This is a genomic window from Hydrogenophaga sp. PAMC20947, from assembly GCF_004795855.1.
Taxonomy (GTDB): Bacteria; Pseudomonadota; Gammaproteobacteria; order Burkholderiales; family Burkholderiaceae_C; genus Hydrogenophaga.
On sequence record NZ_CP039252.1, the window covers coordinates 1,465,706 to 1,488,459 of the forward strand.

Annotated in this window: 19 protein-coding genes, 1 tRNA gene and 1 pseudogene; 2 read left to right on the plus strand and 19 right to left on the minus strand. The window is 58.9% G+C overall.

Features of this window, described 5'->3' with window-relative positions; translation table 11 throughout:
• Window positions 1-5: 5 nt before the first annotated feature.
• The 4 genes from ccmB to E5678_RS22250 form a co-directional block, all read right to left on the minus strand.
• Window positions 6-683, minus strand: a complete 678-nt coding sequence (ccmB, locus tag E5678_RS06515) for a heme exporter protein CcmB (RefSeq protein WP_136177766.1) — start codon at window positions 681-683, stop codon at window positions 6-8.
• Window positions 680-1,342, minus strand: coding sequence for a cytochrome c biogenesis heme-transporting ATPase CcmA (gene ccmA / locus E5678_RS06520; protein ID WP_136177767.1), 663 nt, complete (start codon window positions 1,340-1,342; stop codon window positions 680-682). Before ccmA ends, ccmB begins: the two co-directional genes overlap by 4 nt.
• Window positions 1,323-3,743 carry a hypothetical protein gene (locus E5678_RS06525; RefSeq protein WP_136177768.1) on the minus strand — a complete coding sequence of 807 codons (2,421 nt, stop codon included), beginning with the start codon at window positions 3,741-3,743 and terminating at the stop codon, window positions 1,323-1,325. Before E5678_RS06525 ends, ccmA begins: the two co-directional genes overlap by 20 nt.
• Before the next feature lie 90 nt (window positions 3,744-3,833).
• Window positions 3,834-6,467 (minus strand): cytochrome c3 family protein, encoded by a 2,634-nt coding sequence (locus E5678_RS22250; RefSeq protein WP_210731999.1) that lies wholly within the window; start codon window positions 6,465-6,467, stop codon window positions 3,834-3,836.
• Window positions 6,468-6,702: 235 nt separating this feature from the next.
• Between E5678_RS22250 and E5678_RS22255 the strand changes: the two genes are divergently transcribed.
• Window positions 6,703-6,876 carry a hypothetical protein gene (locus E5678_RS22255; RefSeq protein WP_168708444.1) on the plus strand — a complete coding sequence of 58 codons (174 nt, stop codon included), beginning with the start codon at window positions 6,703-6,705 and terminating at the stop codon, window positions 6,874-6,876.
• Window positions 6,877-7,591: 715 nt separating this feature from the next.
• On the opposite strand, the gene E5678_RS22600 is transcribed toward E5678_RS22255, so the two are convergent.
• On the minus strand, window positions 7,592-8,023 hold the full coding sequence (locus tag E5678_RS22600; RefSeq protein WP_247596935.1) for a cytochrome c3 family protein: 432 nt from the start codon (window positions 8,021-8,023) through the stop codon (window positions 7,592-7,594).
• Between the two features lie 51 nt (window positions 8,024-8,074).
• On the opposite strand from E5678_RS22600, the gene E5678_RS22605 reads away from it, so the two are divergent.
• A complete protein-coding gene (locus E5678_RS22605; protein WP_247596936.1) occupies window positions 8,075-9,313 on the plus strand; it encodes a hypothetical protein in 1,239 nt (412 codons plus the stop codon).
• Here E5678_RS22605 and E5678_RS22905 read toward each other — a convergent pair.
• From E5678_RS22905 to uvrB, 14 genes and pseudogenes are all read right to left on the minus strand, one after another.
• A pseudogene (locus E5678_RS22905) lies at window positions 9,260-9,577 on the minus strand (hypothetical protein); the annotation flags it as partial. The gene E5678_RS22605 and the pseudogene E5678_RS22905 overlap by 54 nt on opposite strands.
• Window positions 9,552-10,508 carry an SLC45 family MFS transporter gene (locus E5678_RS06540; protein WP_136177771.1) on the minus strand — a complete coding sequence of 319 codons (957 nt, stop codon included), beginning with the start codon at window positions 10,506-10,508 and terminating at the stop codon, window positions 9,552-9,554. The pseudogene E5678_RS22905 and the gene E5678_RS06540, both read right to left, overlap by 26 nt.
• 489 nt (window positions 10,509-10,997) lie before the next feature.
• Window positions 10,998-11,072 (minus strand) — tRNA-Val (locus E5678_RS06545).
• 99 nt (window positions 11,073-11,171) lie between these two features.
• Window positions 11,172-11,879 carry a DNA polymerase III subunit epsilon gene (gene dnaQ / locus E5678_RS06550; protein ID WP_136177772.1) on the minus strand — a complete coding sequence of 236 codons (708 nt, stop codon included), beginning with the start codon at window positions 11,877-11,879 and terminating at the stop codon, window positions 11,172-11,174.
• 65 nt (window positions 11,880-11,944) lie between these two features.
• Window positions 11,945-12,283, minus strand: coding sequence for an ISC system 2Fe-2S type ferredoxin (gene fdx, locus E5678_RS06555; protein WP_136177773.1), 339 nt, complete (start codon window positions 12,281-12,283; stop codon window positions 11,945-11,947).
• A 54-nt stretch (window positions 12,284-12,337) separates the two neighbouring features.
• Window positions 12,338-14,215, minus strand: coding sequence for a Fe-S protein assembly chaperone HscA (gene hscA, locus E5678_RS06560; protein WP_136177774.1), 1,878 nt, complete (start codon window positions 14,213-14,215; stop codon window positions 12,338-12,340).
• A gap of 117 nt (window positions 14,216-14,332) precedes the next feature.
• Window positions 14,333-14,851: a Fe-S protein assembly co-chaperone HscB gene (gene hscB, locus E5678_RS06565; protein ID WP_136177775.1), complete on the minus strand. Its 519-nt coding sequence runs from the start codon at window positions 14,849-14,851 to the stop codon at window positions 14,333-14,335.
• A gap of 91 nt (window positions 14,852-14,942) precedes the next feature.
• On the minus strand, window positions 14,943-15,266 hold the full coding sequence (gene iscA / locus E5678_RS06570) for an iron-sulfur cluster assembly protein IscA (protein WP_136177776.1): 324 nt from the start codon (window positions 15,264-15,266) through the stop codon (window positions 14,943-14,945).
• A gap of 70 nt (window positions 15,267-15,336) precedes the next feature.
• Window positions 15,337-15,723: a Fe-S cluster assembly scaffold IscU gene (gene iscU / locus E5678_RS06575; protein WP_136177777.1), complete on the minus strand. Its 387-nt coding sequence runs from the start codon at window positions 15,721-15,723 to the stop codon at window positions 15,337-15,339.
• A 10-nt stretch (window positions 15,724-15,733) separates the two neighbouring features.
• Window positions 15,734-16,951, minus strand: a complete 1,218-nt coding sequence (locus E5678_RS06580; protein ID WP_136177778.1) for an IscS subfamily cysteine desulfurase — start codon at window positions 16,949-16,951, stop codon at window positions 15,734-15,736.
• 115 nt (window positions 16,952-17,066) lie between these two features.
• Window positions 17,067-17,603 (minus strand): Fe-S cluster assembly transcriptional regulator IscR, encoded by a 537-nt coding sequence (gene iscR, locus E5678_RS06585; protein ID WP_136177779.1) that lies wholly within the window; start codon window positions 17,601-17,603, stop codon window positions 17,067-17,069.
• 262 nt (window positions 17,604-17,865) lie between these two features.
• Window positions 17,866-19,758, minus strand: coding sequence for an ATP-binding protein (locus E5678_RS06590; RefSeq protein WP_168708506.1), 1,893 nt, complete (start codon window positions 19,756-19,758; stop codon window positions 17,866-17,868).
• A 32-nt stretch (window positions 19,759-19,790) separates the two neighbouring features.
• Window positions 19,791-20,492 (minus strand): response regulator transcription factor, encoded by a 702-nt coding sequence (locus tag E5678_RS06595; protein ID WP_136177781.1) that lies wholly within the window; start codon window positions 20,490-20,492, stop codon window positions 19,791-19,793.
• 148 nt (window positions 20,493-20,640) lie between these two features.
• Complete coding sequence (uvrB, locus tag E5678_RS06600; protein ID WP_136177782.1) at window positions 20,641-22,749, minus strand: excinuclease ABC subunit UvrB; 2,109 nt, start codon at window positions 22,747-22,749, stop codon at window positions 20,641-20,643.
• Window positions 22,750-22,754: the final 5 nt, after the last annotated feature.

The window sequence follows — 22,754 nt, forward strand, 5'->3', positions numbered from 1 at the left end:
AAATATCAACTTACCGAAATTCGCAAGGCGGCCGCCGTGGCAAGCGGCGCCCCCAGGGCGGCGACAAGCAACAAAGCCGCCAACAACGACAGATGCCCCTGGGCCGACAGGCCAACATCCACCGCTGACACGGCACCCGCACCGAAAATCAGGACCGGGATGCACAGCGGCAACACCAGCAACAACAAAAGCACCCCCCCGCTGCGCAATCCCAGCGTCAAAGCTGCGCCCACACTGCCCAGGAGACTCAGCACCGGCGTACCCAACAAAAGGGACAACACCAGAATGCCAATGGACCTTGGCTCCATCCCGAAGAACATACCAATCAAAGGTGAAGCCAGGATTAAGGGCATGCCCGTCAACAACCAATGCGCCAACGACTTGCCCGCTGCGATCAGAACCATGGACTCACTGGACAACAACATCTGCTCCAGCGAGCCATCGGCATGGTCACCCGCGAACAAAGTATTCAAAGACATCATGGCAGAAAGCAAGGCGCTGACCCACACCACGCCCGAAGCAATTTGACGCAATGTTTGCGGCTCTGGCCCGACCCCCAAAGGAAACAAACTCGCTGCCACAACAAAAAACACCACGGGCAAAGCAGTTTCAACTCGGCGGCGCCCCGCCAGACGCAAATCGCGCAAGGCCACCGCCCAAAGCACCCCGATACCAGAATTCATGCAGCGGGACCTTGTTGCAGGGTGAGCTCGTGAGCCTCTGGCCCGGCCGCTTCCAGCTCCAGATGAGAGGTCAACAGCACACTGCCCCCCCGGTCCAGGTGTGCCTGCATCAAGCCGTTGATCGTCTCAATGCCTTGAGCATCCAACGCATCAAACGGCTCGTCAAGTACCCACAGTGATGCCGTCTTTTCCAGGGCAAGACGCGCGAGGGCTGCCCGCCTGCGTTGCCCCTGCGACAGGGTGCGAACGGCCGCGTTGCGGCGATGGTGCATACCCAAAGTTTGCAGCGCTGCAAGCGCAGCTTCACGTCGGCTGTCTTGCCCATGCAGGCCTGCCATGAACTGAAGCGACTCGCACACGGTCAGGTCATCCTTCATGGCGTTGAGGTGCCCGACGTAAACCGTTCGCCCCTGGCGGCTGCCGCCCAACCCATCAGGCATGTCCCTTGAGAGCGTGCCCTCGTCTGGCTGGGAAAGCCCCACCACAACTCTCAACAAGGTGGTCTTTCCACTTCCGTTCGCGCCTCGAAGCCACATCATCTGGCCAGGAAAAACAGCGAACGAAAGCGCGCGAAACAACCATTGATGGCCTCGCCGGCAGGCCAATCCTGTGGCCGAAACAAACGGCGCGGGGAGCAGGTTAGAAGTCGTATCGTGCACCAAAGAAGTAGGAAACCCGATCAGTATCGACGTTGGAGCTCACACCAGTGCGTTTCGACCGTTCATAAGTCAGTTCAGATTCAAGGGAGATCGAATTCTCGAACCGATAGGAAACACGCAATCCTGGCGTCCAGCGGATCAAGTTGTTCCCGAAGGTGTCGCTTTGGCGGTAGTAGCGAAGTGACGGCTCAACGCGCCATCCTTCACCGACGGTGCTCATGTTGTTGTAGGACAGTTGAAAGCCGTGGTAAGTGGGACCTGTCAAATAGGTGGCCCCTAAAACATGCGTATCCCGCTTGGAATAGAGGTTTGACCCGATCAACTGGGTGCTCACACTCCACAAGTTTCCGGTGCTGGGAAAGCCCTCGAAATTGATACTGGGCAGCGCGGGCACAGCCTCCACGTTGGTCAAGTTGAGGTCCGCTCCGACTTGCCATTGATCATTGATGGGTGTGGTTCCTCCAATCAGCATTTGGGTCTGGTAAGGCGTGACAGCCTTGACCCGGTCTTGAAGTTCCGTTAACGATGCATTGCGCAGCAGTTCCTGAACCGTTCGAGCTTGGGTTTCAATGAACGGATCCTGAAAAAACAGAATATTGCCAAGCGACAACAAGGACGTGGCCCGACGGTCGTAGAGGAAATTGATCACCGAGTTGTCGGGAAACTGCCATGTCCCTTGCACCGATGCAATATTGATCCCCTTGAACGCCTGGTCATAGTCGAACTGGGAATTCACAGAAACACCGCCACTGAAGTAGCGGAGTTCGGTACCCACCGCACGGCGATCCAGTGCGCCGTCAATCTTTTGCTGGTTGAAATAGAGGCTGCCGCTGATCTCATCGGTCAGCGCTTCGGCGTCAAGCCAAAAACCATACAGTCGGCGCTGCGTGTCGAGCAATTTGTCGCTCGGCACACCCGCCACGGCATTGATCTTCCACTTGGGTTTCAGATAGTAACCAGCCTGCAGACCATCGAACCGGTACAGCACGCCGCCGCCCGTCGGTGATTGCCGCCCCGCGCGAAAACTCGTTCCATTGGTGAACGATTTCCGGTCAACATACAAGGCCGTCAACCGGTTCCTGTCGGCCTTGCCGGCTTCGAGGTTTGTCGTGTAAGCCTCGCGCAGCACAAAACGTGTGTCCGCTTCATCGTCTCGTTTGCGCCAGTTCAAGTCGATGTTGCTTTGAACCTGCCCTTGCTCGGTGTCGGAAATGGTCTCTTCGCTCAACAACTCAGGCAAGCCGCTGATGGGTGAGTCTTGAAATTCCTGATTGCGTTCTTTCGACTTGCCGCCAAAGTAGTAAGTAGAAACCCCGCCACTCCAGTTCGACTCGGGTTCAGGCGCAATCGCGGCCAAGGGCTCAGATTTTGCGGGCAGGTCTGCCACGATGGCGCGCACCCGATCACTGTCGGTTCCAACGGGATACACATCCAGGTAGGCCTCAAACTCGGCCCGTGCCCGCTCGGTATCGCCACTCTTGAGGCGAGCTGTTCCTATCAGTTCCTGCGCCTTTCTGGAAGAGGTGTTCGGTGGCAGATTCAGCAAGTTCCCAAGCGGCTCCACAGCGCCAGCGAAATCGCCCTTGTCGATTGCGGTCTGGGCTGCAACCATCAACTCAAGGGCCTTGGCTTCAATTTCGGCGGGCGCATTGCCAGGGCCCAACTGTGAGCCAGCCACTGCAGTGCCCGCATCCGAAGTCACTTTCAAAGCGACCACCGAAGCCTGCGGGAAACGGGGCTTCAGAAGTTTGAGGGCGGCTTCTGCTTCAGCGCGGGTGCCGAAATAGCCCAGATTGATGTCGTATAGCGCATTGCCGTCCACTATTCGGCGCCCGGTAAAAGTCTGGTAGGCCTGCAAGCTGGCGGGTACCGACCCATTCAGGAAAAAGCCCGATTTCGTCGACGTCTGCAAGGTCACCAAAAAGTTTTTCGGTACCAAACTCAAATCGGGTGATGCTCTGGACGGTCTTGCCAGGTCCACCTGGTCGCCAAGCCCCTTCATCACCACCTCAATGCTCTGATTGCCCTTGCCTGCACGAACCCTCACCGGCACTGGCTTGGCGAACCGCACGATCAGTTTGCGCTTGAGACCTTGCCGATCGACCGGCTCATCGGTGACGGTAACTTCTGGAATTCCATCGCTGCCCTTGAATCGGCGCTGCCCACCCAGCAAACTAATCGATTTCTTTGTGGGCAACACGGAGTAAAAAATCTGCACCAGATCACGGGCCGGCGATATGACAACACTGTCGTATTGAACACGCGTCACAAACTGGATGTTGGCCACACCATCGTCCCCGTCGCGGCGAATTTCCAGGTCGTCTATGACTTGGGCCATCGCCACCGACGAGAGAGAAGCAATGGCCACAGGGAGCATCAAGGTTCGCAAGGCAGTTTTCATTGAATTCAACAGTTTTTGTTTATCTAAATCGGATGAAAATAACGGACCCTACGGACCTGTATAGCCGCCCCGGCACACAGCCCTCAGAGCTCAATTCCACTTCCGATAGCTCGAACCGATACTGCCCAGCGGCCGGTGGCAACCTGACGCAGAACAATCGGTAGCGGTCGTCGCCCTGCTCCTGTGCGTAAGGGCCATCTTTTCCATGTTGCCCAGGTAGTTGGTTCCCGTGGCGTGGCACGACTTGCACCAACCGGCCCCCCCACCCATGCTGTTGTTGTGCTCCATCCTCATGGTCGCCCAGCTGGTGGTACTGGTGTGGCAGGCACTGCAATCCATCGCAGCGCCATTGAGCAACTGGGTTTCGGGAATATGGTTGGTCGGCTTGGCCAGTGCGCCGGTCGGACCCTGGCTGGTGAAGCTTCCGTTGTGGCACGACTTGCAGCTCGTCGCGGTCACAACCGTGTGATTCATCTTGGCGCCCGATGTGAAGCTCGTGGTGCCATGGCAACTGATGCAATTGGCCGTCGTCGGTATGTGATTTGCTGGCTTTCCAGTCGCCTGGGAACCATTGTGGCAAGTGGCACAGTTGGTGGCAGCGGTGAATGTGGTGTGGTCGATTTTGGCCCCCGTCCATAGCGTTGTGCGGTGGCAGGTGCCGCATTGCGCAGTTGTGGCAATGTGGCCGGACGGCTTGCCGGTGGCCAACGTACCGTTGTGGCAACTGGAGCAATTCGTGGCAGCCGTGAACGTGCCGTGATCCACCTTGGCACCCGTCCAGCGGGTCGTGGTGTGGCAGGTCACGCAATTGGCTGTCGTGGGCACGTGCACCGTGGGCTTGCCCGTGGCGGTCGTCCCGTTGTGGCAGGTCGTGCAATTGGTCGCTACGGTGAAGGTGCTGTGATCCACCTTGGCACCCGTCCACACGTTGGTCCTGTGGCAGGTACCACACTGGGCTGTTGTGAGCACGTGGCCACCCGGCTTGCCGGTGGCCAATGTGCCGTTGTGGCAACTGGAACAGTTCGTGGCAGCCGTGAACGTTCCGTGATCCACCTTGGCACCCGTCCAGCGGGTCGTGGTGTGGCAGGTTACGCAATTGGCCGTCGTGGGCACGTGCACCGTGGGCTTGCCCGTGGCGGTCGTCCCGTTGTGACAGGTCGTGCAATTGGTCGCTACGGTGAAGGTGCTGTGATCCACCTTGGCACCCGTCCACACGTTGGTTCTGTGGCAGGTACCACACTGGGCTGTTGTGAGCACGTGGCCACTCGGCTTGCCGGTGGCCAACGTGCCGTTGTGGCAGCTGGAACAGTTCGTGGCAGCCGTGAACGTGCCGTGATCCACCTTCGCCCCCGTCCAGCGGGTCGTGGTGTGGCAGGTCACGCAATTGGCCGTCGTGGGCACGTGCACCGTGGGCTTGCCCGTGGCGGTCGTCCCGTTGTGGCAGGTCGTGCAGGTGGTGGCAGCGGTGAAACCACTGTGGTCCACTTTGGCACCCGCCCAAACGTTGGTGCTGTGGCAGGTGCCGCAGTTCGCTGCTGTGGCAATGTGACCGCTCGGCTTGCCGGTGGCCAACGTGCCGTTGTGGCAGCTGGAGCAATTCGTGGCAGCCGTGAACGTGCCGTGATTCACCTTCGCCCCCGTCCAGCGGGTCGTGGTGTGGCAGGTCACGCAATTGGCCGTCGTGGGCACGTGCACCGTGGGTTTGCCCGTGGCGGTCGTCCCGTTGTGGCAGGTCGTGCAGGTGGTGGCAGCGGTGAAACCACTGTGATCCACTTTGGCACCCGCCCAAACATTGGTGCTGTGGCAGGTGCCGCAGTTCGCTGTTGTGGCGATGTGACCGCTCGGCTTGCCGGTGGCCAACGTGCCGTTGTGGCAGCTGGAGCAATTCGTGGCAGCCGTGAACGTGCCGTGATTCACCTTCGCCCCCGTCCAGCGGGTCGTGGTGTGGCAGGTTACGCAATTGGCCGTCGTGGGCACATGCACCGTGGGCTTGCCCGTGGCGGTCGTCCCGTTGTGGCAGGTCGTGCAGGTGGTGGCAGCGGTGAAACCACTGTGGTCCACTTTGGCACCCGTCCAGTTGACAGTGGTGTGGCACGTTGCGCAATTCGCAGTCGTGGCGATATGCCCACCTGGTTTGCCCGTGGCTTGAGTTCCATTGTGGCAACTGGCGCAGTTGGTCGAAGCATTGAACCCGCTGTGGTCTACCTTGGCCCCCGTCCAACCGGTGGTCGAATGACACGTACCGCAATTGCCGGTCGTGGCAATGTGGGTGTTCGATTTGCCCGTTGCAAACGTTCCGTTGTGGCAGCTGGTGCAATTTGTGGCCGCATTGAAGGCGCTGTGGTTGACCTTGGCGCCGGTCCATCGAGCCGTGCTGTGGCATGCTCCACAGCTGGCCGTTGTCGGCAGGTGATTGGACGGTTTGCCGCTGGCTTGCGCGCCGTTATGGCAACTGGCGCAGTTGGTGGCCGCATTGAAACCGCTGTGGTCCACCTTGGCACCCGCCCATGTGGTCGTGCTGTGGCAAGTCACGCAGTTCGCTGTTGTTGATATATGACCGCTGGGCTTGCCCTTCGCACGGGTGCCGTTGTGGCAGGTCGAGCAATTGGTGCTGCTGTTAAAGGCTTTGTGATCGACAACCGCGCCGGTCCAACGAGCGGTGCTGTGACAAGTCACGCAATTGGCTGTGGTTTGCACATGGTTAGCGGTCTTGCCAGTGGCCATGGTGCCGTTGTGGCAACTTGCGCAATTGGTTGAAGCATTGAACCCACTGTGGTTCACCTTGGCGCCAGCCCATGCGTTTGTGCTATGACAGCTGACGCAATTCGCAGAGGTGGTTACGTGGTTCGCTGACTTGCCTTTGGCTTGCTGCCCATTGTGACAACTGGCGCAGTTGGTTGCAGCCGAAAATCCGCTGTGGTCGACCTTGGCGCCCGACCACGTGGCGGTGTTGTGACAGGTGGCGCAATTTGCCGTGGTCGGCGTGTGGTTTCCGGGTTTCCCCTTGGCCTTGGTTCCGTTATGGCAACTGGCGCAATTGGTGCTGCTGCTGAACGCGCTATGGTCCACCCGCGCGCCACTCCACTTGGACGTGCTGTGGCAAGTCGCGCAATTGGCCTGCGTCGCGATGTGACCGCTCGACTTGCCCGTCGCGAGGGTGCCATTGTGGCAACTGGCGCAATTGGTTGCCTGAGTGAACCCTCCATGATCTACCTTGGCATTTGCCCATTGCGTTGTGCTGTGGCAATTGCTGCAAGACAGGTTGGACGGTACGGGAAGGTGCGTTGCGGATTTGCCAGTGGCCTTGGAGCCGTCGTGGCAAGTTTCACAGGTGCCCGGCAATACGCCAGCGTGATCGAATTTGCTCGCGGGGGTCCAGACTGCTGTGCGGTGACAGCTGTCGCATGATGCCTTGGTGGGAATATGGCCCTGCGATTTTCCTGGGGCATTCGATCCGTTGTGGCAGGTGGTGCAACGCCCGGCGGCCACACTGGCATGTGAGAACTTCACCCCCGCAAAGGTCTGCGTGGTGTGGCATGTATCACACGCCGCCGTGGTCACAACGTGTTGTTGTGGCATGACGGTATTGTTCTTGGCCAAACGAGCCCCGCTGAGGTGGCAACTGGCGCATTCTTTTGGCGTCCCCTTGAACACGCCCTTGATGTGGCAAGACTCGCAGCGAGTGGTGCTGTGCACCCCGCTCAGCGCAAAACCCGTTTTCGTGTGATCAAACGAAGTTCGACCGGCCGCCTGCGCCATCACCGCGCCGCTTGCGAACACCAGCAGCAGTGCCATCATCCATCGGACGACACCGGCCGCAGCGGGCCACTGTAGGACGTCGTCGGTTTTCATGTGCGCTCCTTCAGCCTGGCACTTGCACCAGGCGGTGAACTCCTACGCCAAAAATGGCTGGCAAATCCAAGAACTGGCATTCGCTCAGCCACCAAGTCACGTTCGTCTGCACCTTCATTCAAACTGAACCGATTCAGTACGTCGCTCCACTTTTTCGTGGAATGACACGTCTCACATCGCACACCAAACTGCGCATCGTGAACATCGTCCTTGCGGTGGCAACTCACACAGTTGTTGCCCACCGAAGCGAAGCCCTTGCCCTTTGGAGCGGGCTGGGAATGGCAACTTTCACACGCCACGTTGATATGTGAACCACTCAACAAATATTGGGTGCGTTTGTCGTGGTTGAAATCCCAGATCGCCCAGGCGCGGGTGTTATGACAGGTCTCGCACTTTTCTCCGAACTTGGATTTGTGCTTGTCTTCCACTTTGTGGCAGGCGTAGCAATCGCTTGATGCATCTTTGTACCGATTGCTTTCGTGGCACTTCTCGCACTTGACCGGTACGTGTTTGCCCGTCAACGGAAATGTGGTCTTGGCGTGGTCAAAGCGTGTGCCCTTCCAGTCGCGATCGCTGTGGCAGGTTTCGCAGGACTTCCCAAGCTGACCTTCGTGCTTGTCGTCTTTGGTATGGCAGCTGTAGCAATCCAGTGGCGTTTTTCGAAAACTCTTCAGATTTTTGTGGCAAGAGTCACATTTCACGACACGCTCAGCGTGTGCGTTTCGCAACGGGAATTTCGTTCGATCGTGGTCAAAGCGGCCTTTGGTGGTCTTCCAGTCGCGTTCGCTGTGACAGTCCCCACACTTTTCGCCCAGCGTGGTTTCGTGTTTGTCGTCCTTCTTGTGGCAAGCAAAGCACGCTGTGGGCGCATCTTTGAACACCGCGCTGTCGTGGCATTCTTTGCACTCGATCTGCACGTGTTTTCCTGCCAGTGGGAAGCTGGTTTTGGCGTGATCGAACTTGGGTGGCTCTTTCCAACTGCGCTCGGTATGGCAGCTCCCACAATCCTTGCCCAACGTGTCCTTGTGCTTGTCGTCGCCCTTGTGGCAGGCGTAGCAGTCCTGACTCAGCTTGACCTTGTAAAGGTTGCCGGAATGGCAACTGCTGCATTCTGTCGACCGATGCTTGCCACGCAAAAGGTATTTGGTGTCGGTGTCGTGGTTGAAGTTGGCCGGCTTCCAAGCCTTGGTGCTGTGGCACGCATCGCATTTTTCACCGTACTGTCCTCGATGGCCTTGGCGACTGTCATCGTCCTTTTTGTGGCACCCGATGCAAGTGCGAACCGTTTCCTTGTAATCATTGTTTTTGTGGCAATCGGCGCACTTGATATCGGCATGCTTTCCCGTCAACGAAAAACGTGTTTTCTTGTCGTGATCAAACTGGGTCTCCTTCCAGCTCGCCTCCGAATGGCAATCGGCACACTTGACGCCAAGGCCGCCCTTGTGCACATCGTCCTTCTTGTGACAGCTGTTGCAGTCCAGTGGCGCCTCACTGTATTTTTTGCCCGCTTGATGGCACTTCACGCAGTCCACTTTTTCATGCTTGCCGAGCAAGCGGTAGTCGGTGATGGCGTGGTCAAAAGTTCTTTTGTCGAGCTCGACAATTTGGGCATTTCGCCCCTTGTGGTCGGTATGGCAGGTGTTGCAAGCTTGCGGCTTGGATCGCCCATGAAAACCTTTGCGCGCTCTCACGTCAGCACCTACGTCTTTGTGGCATGACATGCAAAGGCCGTTTTGAGCAGCCCGGTCGAACTTCACGTGGCACTGAGCGCAATCTTCCTCGTATTTGGCATGACCCTGAATCACTTTCCCGGGCGCCAAGATGGATTCGATCGATTGGGCTGCAGCTGTCGGCGTTTGTGAGAGACCGAAGGCGACCAAGATGCACAGACCCAGCCTCTGCAACGCAACGAGGATGTTCGAAGAGTGCAGCCATGGTCGCAAACCTTGCCTCTGCTCAGTAAGCGTGAACCGCCACCACATGCACGATCGAACTCAAGACCAGCAGGTAGACAAACGGAATGTGGGCCACGTGCCACAACGAAAACAGCCGCTCGTACGCCGTGAATTGCGCGACACGCACCACCGCATTGAGATACCTGCGCACAAGCTTTCTTGCCTGGCGTTGGCGCTTTTCATGGTTTTCGCCATCCCATCCACCCTGCTTTGCCAGCAAAGCCAAAGGAGCCTGTAACTCACGAACGCACTGCCTGTAGGTCCACCACTGCCTGACAGGAAGCCAGAAAACACGGCGAACACATGCCACAAACCCGGGCCTGGCACTGACTTCATTCTGGCCAAACGCGACAAGGCGGCGCTCCACCTCTGGAGCGAATTGCAAACGCGAGTAAGCCTCTTTTTGATCCAGCCCGGATTTCTCCCGCAATGCTTGCAGGTCACTTTGTTCACCATGCAGACCCCGGTTGACCCGGCTGTAAAAGAATCGGCCAATGACGCCACTGAGGGCAACAATCACCATGCTGTAAAAAGCAGCGGCTGCATTGAGAGAGCGAAGCTGAAAGGTGGAGTGCACCAAAATCAGCACAGGGCCACCCACGCCCAACAGCATGTGAGCCAGAAACCACCATTTCGCTTTGCCCCAGTTTTGGGCAAAGCGAAAGCGCTTTCTCAATGGGTAGCTGAACAACAGAAGCATCATGACGCCGCCAACGACACCAATCCAGTACCCGACATCATCACCGGCAGTAAACAGCTCCAGCTGCGTCACGCGCCAAGCTCCCCAGGTCAACATTACAAGGGTCAGGTACACAAGAAAATCGGTCGGCACGCGACTTGCCCGGGCGGGACGCACTTTGGCGTCGATGTTGGCAAAGCCAGAGCTGGTGAGAACAGATGGGGTGTCGAGGCGACTGCTGGCCGCTTGATAAGTACCTGTTTTCAATGTTGCACCCATAAACTACCCCACATAACGATTGCGCACTCCGCAATCAAACAATCAACTTAATCAAAGCCATGGCAGGCATATTCAATAAAGTCTTGGCGTTTCAAACCTCAGTGCAGCAGGCCTCCACGGCACTGCCAACAAGCGAACAATAGAAACCGAACAACCGCCTCTGCCGCAACACTTGGCACGGGGTCATGCTACGGCTCCAGGGCGATTTCACACATGGGGATAGGTACCCAATCTTGTAATCGGTCGTGTGGAGGTATCAGATTAGTTACATCGAAGGTGCAAAATGCACTTCTCTTTTGGCCACATGTGGGCCTTCGCGCACGGCTCTCAGTGCATGGCGCACTGGCACGGCTGACAGCGTCGTCAGATCAAAGCCCGGCTCCGAACTGCTCCCACCCGCTCTCGCTCGTCAATTGGCTGCCTGGCAACCCGCAGGGTATGTGCAAAACAAAAAACCCCGTAAGTCGGTGACTTACGGGGTTTCGTGTTTGGTGGGCGGTGCAGGGTTCGAACCTGCGACCCCTGCCGTGTGAAGGCAGTGCTCTACCACTGAGCTAACCGCCCGATTAATCTTTTCGATCTCTCGGAAGCCTCAAATTATAGCGTGGATTTTTCATTTTTGAGACTCAAACGCATTTTCTTCGATCTTTTTCACCATCCACTTCAGGCCGGTTGGGACAAGCGCCAAAGGGTCTTGCCTTTGGAAGCTTTGTCCAGGTCTTGCAAGCCGCTTTCGTGTGCCTGAACTTCCTGTTCGTTGGCCCGCAGCACGGGCAGTTCGAATTGACGAAGGTCGACCACCACCAGTTCCTGACCTTCTTCGGCTGTCTCCTCGCCTTCGATGAGCAGGGCATCCTGGCCTCGCGTCATGTTGATGTAGACATCAGCGAGCAGCTCGGCATCCAGCAAGGCGCCGTGCAGGGTTCGACCGGAATTGTCAACTTCAAGGCGATCGCACAAGGCATCCAGGCCGTTGCGTTTGCCCGGAAACATTTCCTTGGCCATGACCAAGCTGTCAATGACGCCCGAGAGCCGGCTTCGCAGGGACGGCCAACCCATCAGGCTGTACTCCTTGTTGAGGAAGCCCATGTCAAAGGGTGCGTTGTGGATGATCAGCTCTGCGCCGTCAAGGTAGTCCAGCAACTCCTGAGCGATCACGTCGAACTTGGGCTTCTCGCGCAAGAACTCGTTGCTGATGCCGTGCACCTTGAGCGCGTCTTCGTGGCTGTCGCGCTCAGGGTTGACGTAAAAATGCAGGTTGTTGCCGGTGAGCTTTCGATTCAGCAGCTCCACGCATCCGATTTCAATGATGCGATCGCCGTTTTCTGGCGAAAGTCCGGTGGTTTCAGTGTCAAGAACGATTTGGCGCATGGCCTGAGTTTAGCGGGGTATTTGACGGTGACCCTGAGCAGCCGAGGGCAATCAAACCACCGCTCTCAGTGAAGCTCCTTGGCGTGATTGATCGAATATTTTGGAATTTCGACCGTCACGTTTTCCTGCGCCAGGATGGCCTGGCATGACAGCCGTGACTGCGGCTCTAGGCCCCAAGCACGGTCGAGCAGGTCTTCCTCGTTTTCATCGAGTTCATTCAGGCTGGCAAACCCCTCCCGCACGATCACATGGCAGGTGGTGCAGGCGCACACCATGTCACACGCGTGTTCGATCGCGACATCGTTATCGAGCAAAGCTTCACAAATGGAGGTGCCCGCCGGCGCGTTGACTTCTTTGCCTTGAGGACAGTACTCGGGGTGGGGGAGAATTTTGATCGTGGGCATGTGAGATACAGATAGTGGGCCTTGACTTGGGCAGGCCGTGTGGGCAACGCGGACTCAGACTTCTTCCAGCTTCTTTCCGGACAGGGCTTTCTTGATGCCATGGTTCATGCGCATGGCGGCAAAGGCTTCGGTGCCCTTGCCCAGCGCTGCCGTGGCCGCTTCGATGTCGGTAGCGCTGTCCCCTTGTGCACTGAGCTGCACTTGGGCTATCTGGATTTCGATGGCACTCAACTCCTCAGGCGCCAGGAGCGCACCATCGGCTTGAAGGGCACTGCGGGTTGCGACCACCATGCGGTCAGCGTCCACCCGGGACTCGACCAGCGCACGTGCGGCCATGTCTTGCTGCGCCGTGGTAAAGCTCTCTTGCAACATGGCGGCGATTTGCTCGTCCGACAGGCCATAGGCGGGCTTGACGTCCACGCGAGCTTCTACACCGCTGCCCTGCTCCTTGGCGGAAACCGACAACACACCGTCTGCGTCCACCGTGAAGGTCACGCGGATGCGTGCAGCCCCAGCAGCCATGGGCGGAATGCCTCGCAATTCGAAACGGGCAAGGCTGCGGCAATCGGCCACGAGATCCCGCTCGCCCTGGACCACGTGCAGCGCCAACGCTGTCTGCCCGTCCTGGTAGGTTGTGAAGTCTTGGGCCAACGCTGTCGGAATGGCGCTGTTGCGAGGCACGATGCGCTCGACCAGACCCCCCATGGTTTCGATACCCAACGACAGCGGAATAACATCCAGCAACAGCAACTCTTCGCCATCACGGCTGTTGCCAGCCAGGGCATTGGCCTGGATGGCTGCGCCAAGGGCGACCACTTCATCGGGGTTGAGGTTGGTCAACAGGTCTTGGCTGAAATAACCGCCGACCGCCTGACGGATCACAGGCATGCGGGTGGATCCACCCACCATGACGACCCCTTGCACCTCGGTTTTGCTGATGCCAGCATCTCGCAGCACCTTGCGAACCGCGATCAACGTGCGGGCTGTCAGCGCAGCGGTACAGGCCTCAAAATCGACCTGATTGATGGGCTGTCGCACCGACTGCCCACCCAGTGACACCACAAACTCGACCACGCCATCGCTGGCGGACAACGCCTCTTTGCAGCGACGCGCTTCCGCGTGCAAGGCAGCCCTTTCACTGGCCGTGTGTTCGCTGGGCAGGCCCTGCTGGGCCAACACCCAGGCCGCGAGGGCCTGGTCGTAATCGTCGCCACCCAGCGCAGAATCACCTCCGGTGGCCATTACCTCAAAGACTCCTTTGGTCAGCCGGAGAATGGAAATATCGAACGTGCCCCCACCGAGGTCGTAAATCGCATAGATCCCTTCCGAGCCGTTGTCCAGGCCGTAGGCTATTGCCGCGGCGGTGGGCTCGTTGATCAGGCGCAGAACATTGATGCCGGCCAGTTGGGCCGCGTCTTTGGTGGACTGGCGTTGCGCATCGTCGAAATAGGCGGGCACCGTGATCACGGCACCAAACAGCTCGTCGTCGAAACTGTCTTCAGCGCGGAAGCGCAAGGTGGCCAGAATCTCGGCGCTCACTTCCATGGGCGTCTTGCTGCCAGCGATGGTTTTGACGACCGCCATGCCTTGGCTTTCCACAACCTCGTAAGACAACTTGCCGGCATCGACGACCTGCGCCAGTGAGCGCCCCATGAGGCGCTTGACCGAGCTGATTGTGTTCGCGGGATCTTGCACCTGGGATGCCAGAGCCTCATAGCCGATCTGTCGCCCAGAGCCGCCTTGGGACGAGACGAGGTACCGAACCACGCTCGGCAGGAGCACCCGGCCATCAGCGGACGGCAGACATTCGGCCACACCATGACGCACGGCCGCGACCAGCGAGTGCGTGGTACCCAAATCAATCCCCACGGCCACACGACGCTGATGAGGATCGAGGGATTGACCGGGTTCGGAGATTTGCAGTAACGCCATAGGTAGATGTGGGGGTTGGTTTGGGTCCTGGGTCGGCCTGATGGGGTCTCAGACCCAGCCGCCATTGCAGAGAAGCGCAAAAGGCGGATTGGGGTTCGTGGTGGGTTTGCTTGGGGCCTATTGTCCCAGTTGTTCCAGTCGCTGGTCCACGTCGCGGACAAAACGCTCAACAAACATAAGGGCTCTGACCTGTTGCGCAAGGGCGGTGAAGTCCGCCCGATCATCGGCCGTGGTTCGCAAACTCTCCAGCATGGACCGACGGGCCTCGGATACTTCGTCGGCCATGCGCTCAAGGTCGGCGATGCTTTCGGCCTCTTCAAGGTCTTCGCGCCACTGCATTTGCTGCATCAGGAACGCCGCTGGCATGGCCGTGTTGTTCTCGGCGCCGATGGCCACCCCCTGGAGTTCACACAGATAGCTGGCGCGTTTGATCGGGTCTTTGAGGCGCTGATACGCCTCGTTTATGCGCACAGACCATTGCATGGCGCGTCGCTGGGTCGCTGCGTCTGCGGTCGCATGGCGATCGGGATGGGCCTCGCGTTGAAGCACTTTCCAACGGTCATCCAGCGCAACCTTGTCCACCTCAAATTGCGGCGACAAGCCGAAAAGCTCAAAATCGTTCGACAGAAGATTCATGGTCAGACGGACTGAACCGCGCCCGTGGCAGACAGCGTCGGCACAGCGGAACCGCCCTCGGCGCAACAACCGGGCACGTCGAAACCCCCGTTCAAATCCGGAAACTCTCGCCGCAACCGCAACGGTCCCGTTCATTGGGGTTGATGAAGCGAAAACCTTCGTTCAGGCCTTCGCGGACGAAATCCAGTTGCGTGCCATCGATGTAGGCCAGGCTTTTTGGATCCACCAGCACCTTAACGCCGTTGTCCTCAAACACCACATCTTCAGGTGCAATCTCGTCGGCGTACTCCAGCTTGTAGGCCAGGCCCGAGCAACCCGTCGTCTTGACGCCCAGCCGCACACCCACGCCCTTGCCACGCTTGGTGAGGTATCGGGTCACGTGCCGCGCAGCGGCTTCAGAAATGGAAATGGACATATCGTTATTTCGTTGCTCAATGCGGGCTGGCGCATTCAACCATGGCGCCGCAGGCGGCGCAGGGGGAGCTTTATGCTGCGTGTTTCTTGCGGTAGTCGTCCACAGCAGCCTTGATGGCGTCTTCCGCCAGGATCGAGCAGTGGATTTTCACCGGCGGCAACGCCAGCTCTTCCGCGATTTCACTGTTTTTCAAGGCCGCAGCCTGGTCCAGGGTCTTGCCCTTGACCCACTCGGTCACCAGCGAGCTCGACGCAATGGCCGAGCCGCATCCGTAGGTCTTGAATCGCGCGTCTTCAATCACACCAGATTGCGGGTTGACCTTGATTTGCAACTTCATCACGTCGCCGCAGGCGGGTGCACCCACCATACCTGTGCCGACCGATTCATCACCCTTGTCGAACGAACCCACATTGCGGGGATTCTCGTAGTGATCTACAACTTTTTCTGAGTAAGCCATGATTTTTCCTTCAGTGTGCTGCCCACTGGATCGTGGACAGGTCAATTCCGTCTTTGAACATTTCCCACAAAGGAGAAAGCTCACGCAGCTTGGCAACGTTTTCCTTGATGGTCGACACCGCGTAGTCAATCTCTTCTTCGGTGGTCCACCGGCCAATCGTCATCCGCAAACTGCTGTGTGCCAACTCATCACTGCGGCCCAGGGCACGCAGGACATAGCTCGGCTCCAGACTGGCCGAAGTGCAGGCCGAGCCACTCGAAACGGCCAAACCCTTGATGCCCATGATCAGCGACTCGCCTTCCACGTAGTTGAAGCTGATGTTGATGTTGTGCGGCACGCGCTGGGTGGCATGGCCATTGACGAATACTTCTTCAATGTCCTTGAAGCCCGCCAGCATGCGGTCATGCAAAGCCTGGATGCGTACGTTTTCGGCGTGCATCTCTTCTTTGGCGATGCGGTAAGCCTCGCCCATACCCACACACTGGTGGGTGGGCAAAGTACCCGAACGCATACCCCGTTCATGGCCGCCGCCATGCATTTGGGCTTCAATACGCACGCGAGGCTTGCGCCGCACGAACAGGGCGCCGATGCCCTTGGGGCCGTAGGTCTTGTGACCGGTCAAACTCATGAGATCAACGGGCAGGGACTGCACATCGATATCCACGCGACCGGTGGCCTGCGCCGCATCGACGTGGAAGATCACACCCTTCTCACGGCAGATCGCGCCAATGGCCGCGATGTCCTGGATCACGCCGATTTCGTTGTTCACGAACATGACCGATGCCAGAATGGTATCGGGGCGGATGGCCGCCTTGAACGTGTCCAGATTCAACAGCCCGTCTTCCTGCACGTCGAGGTAGGTGACCTCAAATCCCTGGCGCTCCAGCTCACGGCAAGTGTCGAGCACCGCTTTGTGCTCGGTTTTCACCGTGATGATGTGCTTGCCCTTGGATTTGTAGAACTGAGCCGCACCCTTCAGGGCCAGGTTATTGGACTCGGTCGCACCACTGGTCCAAACGATTTCACGTGGATCGGCGCCGATGAGTGCAGCCACCTGCTCGCGTGCATTCTCCACTGCCTTTTCAGCTTCCCAGCCCCAAGCGTGGCTGCGCGAAGCTGGATTGCCAAAGTGTTCGCGCAACCAGGGAATCATGGCATCGACCACCCTGGGATCGCAGGGGTTGGTGGCGCTGTAGTCCATGTAGATGGGAAAGTGGGGTGTGCTCATGTCAGACGGTTCTTGGTAGAAGTGAAAGCGTCGCGTTCACCTGAGGTGAAAACGCTTGGACGCGCGTCGCGGACGGGCGGCTTCATTGGAAGCCCGCCGCGTCTCCTGTTGGGTTCTATTTGGAAAAGGCCACGCCACCCAAGGCGAACACAGAGTTCGGCGCATTGACGCGGATAGGCTTGACCACAGGGGCAGAAGAAATGGCCCGCTTGATCATCGGTGCGTTCTCCACCACCACGCCTTTGGCCAGCTGCTCATCGACCAGCGACTGCAGGGATACCGAATCCAGGAAGTCGACCATTTTGGTGTTGAGCGTCGCCCACAAATCGTGGGTCATGCAGCGATTGCCTTCGCCCAAGCAGTTTTCCTTGCCGCCACACTGGGTGGCATCAATGGGCTCGTCCACCGAAACGATGATGTCGGCAACGGTGATTGCAGCCGCTTTTCGCCCGAGCGAATAACCACCACCCGGCCCGCGTGTGGACTCCACCAGCTCGTGCCGGCGCAACTTGCCGAACAACTGCTCCAGGTAGGAGAGCGAAATTTGTTGGCGCTGGCTGATGGCCGCCAGCGTGACGGGACCGTTGTTCTGGCGCAGAGCCAGGTCGATCATGGCGGTTACCGCAAAGCGGCCTTTGGTCGTGAGACGCATTCTCAAGCTCCTTTTTGTGGCTTGACAGCCTTGGACGGGCCCGCACATCACAGCAATGATGCCCAGACCACGAATTCACCCAATCCGACCACGAGATAGCGATCGATACCCGGCCAATTCTTTCCCGACTGTTTTGGTCGAGTATACCCCAAAGTGCGACCACCATGGAGGGTAACTACTGATGGACGGAGGGCTTGGTGTGTATGGTCATAAAACCTTGTGCGGAGTTCCCCAAGGCGCGACCCGGGTGCAAAATCACCCGTCAAGCCTTGGTATTTTTGCCAAACACCAGGCTCACCACGGTGCCCTGGTTGCTGGAAGTGACCTGCAGATCAGCCCCGATGGCCTGCGCCCTGGCCTGCAGGTTTCCCATGCCACGGCCCTGACTCGGAACACACCCCGGTGGCGCGGAGTCGGGAAACCCCATGCCCACACCGTCGTCAGCGACACTGAGCCTCACCCGACCACCCTCCTCCCAGGTCCGCACTGTCACTCGGCTCGCCTGGGCATGTTTCACAACGTTCGCAAACACCTCCTGTAGACACCGGAACAGGTGCATCACCGAACCCGCCTCCAGCGCTGGGACTTTGGGCACATCAGCGACGGCCCAGACCAACTCAATGCCTGCGGCCTCCAGGGCGGGTGCTACACGCGCTCGCAACACCCCCAGCGCAGTGGCCAAGTCGCCATCCATCGGTTCGAGCGAAGAAAGGGTCAAGCGAAGCTCGTCGAGGGCGTGCGTGAGCATGTTGGCCACGGCAATCGATGACACGCCGTCACCGCTGTGGTGAACCATGTTGAGTGTCTGGACCAGGTGACTGCCAAGACCATCGTGCATGTCCCTCATCAGGCGCTGCCGCTCTTCGTCAAGCACGCGCCGGGCCTCAACCTGGCGCAACCGGTCGAACACCACGCGCAATTCCTGACTCCGTTCTTCGACCCGCGTGGACAGCTCGGCATTCAAGCGCACACTCTCGCCCATCAGCGCACCCGTGCGCCGCACCAGCACGGCACCCATCGCAAACATCAGAACAAAACTGCCTGGCGTCATCCACCGAAGATCGGCATCCCCGGGCCAGCCCATCTGAACCACCAGGAAGTCGCGCAACCCGGTCACCATGGTGGCCAGTCCGACCACCACCATCAAACGCTGGTTCACATCCCAGCCCCAGCGGGCGCGGTGGATCACCATCGACAGCGACATCAGGCAAACCAACAGGATCACGCCGTTCCAGGCCCGGTACAGCTGGTAGTTGCCGCTCCAGGCCAGCACCAGCAGCCACAGCGGCGCAACGACCATCATCGCTTCCACCACTTTGCGAACAATGCTCAGGTGAAAGTGAAAAAGGGCCGACATGAACAGGTAGAGAAATCCGCAGTACCAGGCGAAACTCAGCTTGTGAACGAAGTCCCAGGCCGCAAAGGGTCCGGGTAGGAACACGGGCGCTGACAAAGTCAAACGGATCGCCAGGAACAGCAAGCCACCGGCCAACAGCCCAAACAGCCGCTCACCGGTCTGGATCCAGATGACCAGCGTGAGCAAGCCCATCAGACCAGCCGACGCCATCACCATCCAGGTCAGGTGTACCTGCCACCAGGTCAACCAGCGCACGCGCTCGCTCAGTGCATCGGCGTCGCCAATCCAGACGGGGCCCAGTCCGCTGATCCGCAAGCGCTGGCCCTGAACGTCGACCTGAACGACGTTGACGCCCGCCCGGTCGCTGAGCAAGGCCGCGGGAACCAACACCAAATGCGACTGGATGCCGGCATCAAAATAGCCGCCCCCTCGGTACCAGCCTTCATTGCCGACCTCAACGCCGTTGACCAAGACCCGGAACCTGGGCCCGGCCCGCGACAGCAGGATCCCTAACGGCTTGGACGACCCAGGGGCATTGAGCGCAGCGGCTGGCCAATCCATGGTGTAACGGGCTCGCCCGGAAAAGTCCCGCCGAGGCTCCTGCATGATGTGAGGCAGGTCCACGGGTTGGGCCTGCGCATACGCCTGTGCGTCTGGGTCGCTACCTTGCAGCACCACCAGATCCGCACGGACCACCTTGTCGGCGCCAGACACCGTGCCAACCCCCGTGCTCCATCCCAGCACCACCAGCAACAACAACACCAGCCAACCCGCCCAGAGATACGCGGGCCAACGCATGCCTCGCTGCAACAGCCCGCGAAGGCGCTCCATCACAGCAACCCACGCTCCTGGGCCGCCCGCACCACCTGTACGCGGCTGTGCACCGCGAGTTTGCGGTAAAGATTCTTGATGTGAGAACCCACAGTGGCCGGAGAAATGCCCAGTTTGAGGGCGATTTCCTTGTTGACATAACCCTTGGCCAACAGCTGCAGAACCTCGGTTTCACGCTCCGAAAGCAGTACTTCACCCCGGGAAAGTGCAACACGCGTTTCGCCTTCGCCCACCGAGGGGGGTCTGAACTGCCCGAGCAGCATGCGGGCGAGCAGCGGTGAAATAGGCGCCCCACCCGACTGGATCTGCTCGATGGCCAGGACCAGCTCCAGGTGGGAGCAACCCTTGAGCACATAGCCGGTTGCCCCCGCTTGCAGTGCGGCCAGCAAACGGGTCTCGTCGCCGAACACGGTGAACACCAGCAACTCCGAATCGGGACGCTCTTCGGACAACCAACGCAGCAACGTTTCTCCGCGGCCATCGGGCAGCCCCAGGTCGACAAGATACACGTCAACGGGGGCGTTCAAGGCGTGTTGGCGGGCATGGGCCCTCGTGCCCGAGACCCCTTGCAAGCGCCATTCCGGACGCAACAGCAAGCTTTGCTGGACAAACTGCAAGACCGAGGTGTCGTCTTCGATCAGGTAGAGGCGGCTGGCCTCGGTGGCCACGGCGATGTCGCGCAGTTTTTCCAGATCTGGCATGGGGTTTTGGCTTCTGTTGGAGCCCACGCTGGCGCTTTCAAGCGCCAGCGTGGGTGGCGAAAATCATGCAGATTGTGCGCCAGAAGTTGAGTACCAAGGTACTCAGTGTAAATATTTACACATTTCGTTTCATTTACGCACAACGATGTCATGCCACCTGGTCATGCCCGGCCGCACCAAAGAGCTGCGCTTTCAGGTGGGACAACTGATCGCGCACGCTGGCGGCCTTTTCAAACTCCAGATTCCGCGCATGTTCCAGCATGAGTTTTTCCAGTCGCTTGATCTCGCGCGCAACATCTTTTTCGCTCATGTCTTCCACGCTCGCGCGCATGGCACTTTCAGCGGCCAGCCGGTCGGCTTCTTTGCCGGCTTTCTCGCTGTAAACGCCATCGATCAGGTCTTTGATGCGTTTGTTGATGCTCTTGGGCTCTATGCCGTGCTCGAGGTTGTGGGCGACCTGTTTGGCACGGCGGCGCTCGGTCTCGCCAATTGCACGGGCCATGGAGTCGGTGATCCGGTCGGCATACAGAATGGCTCGCCCGTTCAGGTTGCGGGCAGCGCGACCGATGGTCTGAATCAGGCTGCGCTCGGAGCGCAAGAAGCCCTCTTTGTCGGCATCAAGAATGGCAACCAGTGACACTTCGGGAATGTCCAGCCCTTCGCGCAGCAGGTTGATGCCCACCAGCACGTCAAACGCACCCAGCCTCAGGTCACGCAATATTTCCACCCGCTCGACCGTATCGATGTCGCTGTGCAAATAACGCACCTTCGCGCCGTTTTCGGTCAGGTAATCGGTCAGCTGCTCGGCCATGCGCTTGGTCAGCGTGGTGATGAGCACGCGCTCGTTTTTCTCCACCCGGATGCGGATTTCCTGCAACACGTCGTCCACCTGGTGTGTCGCAGGGCGCACCTCCACCTCGGGGTCGACCAGGCCCGTGGGACGCACCAGCTGCTCAACCACCCGCCCCGAGTGGGTTTTTTCGTAGTCAGCCGGGGTGGCCGAAACAAAAATCACCTGGCGCATGCGCTGCTCAAGCTCTTCCAGCTTGAGTGGCCGGTTGTCCAGCGCGCTGGGCAAACGAAAACCGTATTCCACCAGGGTGGTCTTGCGCGCACGGTCGCCGTTGTACATGCCGCCGAACTGCCCCATGAGCACATGGCTCTCGTCCAGAAACATCACCGCATCTTTGGGCAGGTAATCGGTCAGGGTCGAAGGGGGTTCACCGGCGGCGCTGCCTGAAAGATGCCGTGAATAGTTTTCGATGCCCTTGCAGTGACCCACCTCACTGAGCATTTCCAGATCAAAGCGTGTGCGTTGCTCCAGCCTCTGGGCCTCCACCAGCTTGCCCATGCCCACCAGTTGCGACAAGCGTTCGCGCAGCTCGTCCTTGATGAGCTCCACGGCGTTGAGCACCTGTTCACGTGGAGTCACGTAGTGGCTGCTGGGGTAGACCGTAAAGCGCGGGATCTTCTGGCGCACCTTGCCGGTCAAGGGGTCGAAGAGCTGGAGAGCTTCCACCTCGTCGTCAAACAGCTCGATGCGAATCGCCATTTCGGAGTGTTCTGCGGGGAAGACATCGATGGTGTCGCCGCGCACGCGGAATTTCCCCCGCGAAAAGTCGGCCTCGTTGCGGGCGTATTGCATTCGGACCAGCTGAGCGATCAGATCACGCTGGCCGATCTTGTCACCCACGCGCAGCGTCATCACCATCTTGTGGTAACTCTCGGGCTTGCCAATACCGTAAATGGCCGACACCGAAGCCACGATGACCACGTCGCGCCGCTCCAGAATGCTCTTGGTGCAGCTCAAACGCATCTGTTCAATGTGTTCGTTGATCGCGCTGTCTTTTTCGATGAACAGATCGCGCTGCGGCACGTAGGCTTCGGGCTGGTAGTAGTCGTAGTAGCTGACAAAGTACTCGACGGCGTTCTTCGGAAAGAACTCGCGAAACTCGGAGTACAACTGTGCAGCCAGCGTTTTGTTCGGCGCAAACACGATAGCCGGGCGCCCCAGACGCGCAATGGTGTTGGCCATGGTGAAGGTTTTGCCCGAGCCGGTCACACCCAGCAGCGTCTGGAAAACTTCGCCGTCATTGACCCCCTCAACCAGCTGATCGATCGCGGTGGGCTGATCGCCCGCCGGAGGATACGGCATGAACAGCTCGAACGGCGACCCCTCAAACCGGACGAATTCGCCTTCCTGGGCGGGCGTGTCGTCCACGAGGCTCAAGGGGGCGGTATCTGGCAAGGTCTGCATGGGCG

Coding starts and splice junctions, on each gene's coding strand:
- E5678_RS22250 (WP_210731999.1), bottom strand. CDS start 6,467: ATGGCCACTGGCAAGACCGCTAACCATGTGCAAACCACAGCCAATTGC.
- iscA (WP_136177776.1), bottom strand. CDS start 15,266: ATGTCCATTTCCATTTCTGAAGCCGCTGCGCGGCACGTGACCCGATAC.
- hscA (WP_136177774.1), bottom strand. CDS start 14,215: ATGGCGTTACTGCAAATCTCCGAACCCGGTCAATCCCTCGATCCTCAT.
- E5678_RS06595 (WP_136177781.1), bottom strand. CDS start 20,492: ATGCCAGATCTGGAAAAACTGCGCGACATCGCCGTGGCCACCGAGGCC.
- dnaQ (WP_136177772.1), bottom strand. CDS start 11,879: ATGCGCCAAATCGTTCTTGACACTGAAACCACCGGACTTTCGCCAGAA.
- hscB (WP_136177775.1), bottom strand. CDS start 14,851: ATGAATCTTCTGTCGAACGATTTTGAGCTTTTCGGCTTGTCGCCGCAA.
- E5678_RS06525 (WP_136177768.1), bottom strand. CDS start 3,743: ATGAAAACTGCCTTGCGAACCTTGATGCTCCCTGTGGCCATTGCTTCT.
- E5678_RS06540 (WP_136177771.1), bottom strand. CDS start 10,508: ATGGGTGCAACATTGAAAACAGGTACTTATCAAGCGGCCAGCAGTCGC.
- fdx (WP_136177773.1), bottom strand. CDS start 12,283: ATGCCCACGATCAAAATTCTCCCCCACCCCGAGTACTGTCCTCAAGGC.
- uvrB (WP_136177782.1), bottom strand. CDS start 22,749: ATGCAGACCTTGCCAGATACCGCCCCCTTGAGCCTCGTGGACGACACG.
- iscU (WP_136177777.1), bottom strand. CDS start 15,723: ATGGCTTACTCAGAAAAAGTTGTAGATCACTACGAGAATCCCCGCAAT.
- E5678_RS06590 (WP_168708506.1), bottom strand. CDS start 19,758: ATGCGTTGGCCCGCGTATCTCTGGGCGGGTTGGCTGGTGTTGTTGTTG.
- E5678_RS06580 (WP_136177778.1), bottom strand. CDS start 16,951: ATGAGCACACCCCACTTTCCCATCTACATGGACTACAGCGCCACCAAC.
- ccmB (WP_136177766.1), bottom strand. CDS start 683: ATGAATTCTGGTATCGGGGTGCTTTGGGCGGTGGCCTTGCGCGATTTG.
- iscR (WP_136177779.1), bottom strand. CDS start 17,603: ATGCGTCTCACGACCAAAGGCCGCTTTGCGGTAACCGCCATGATCGAC.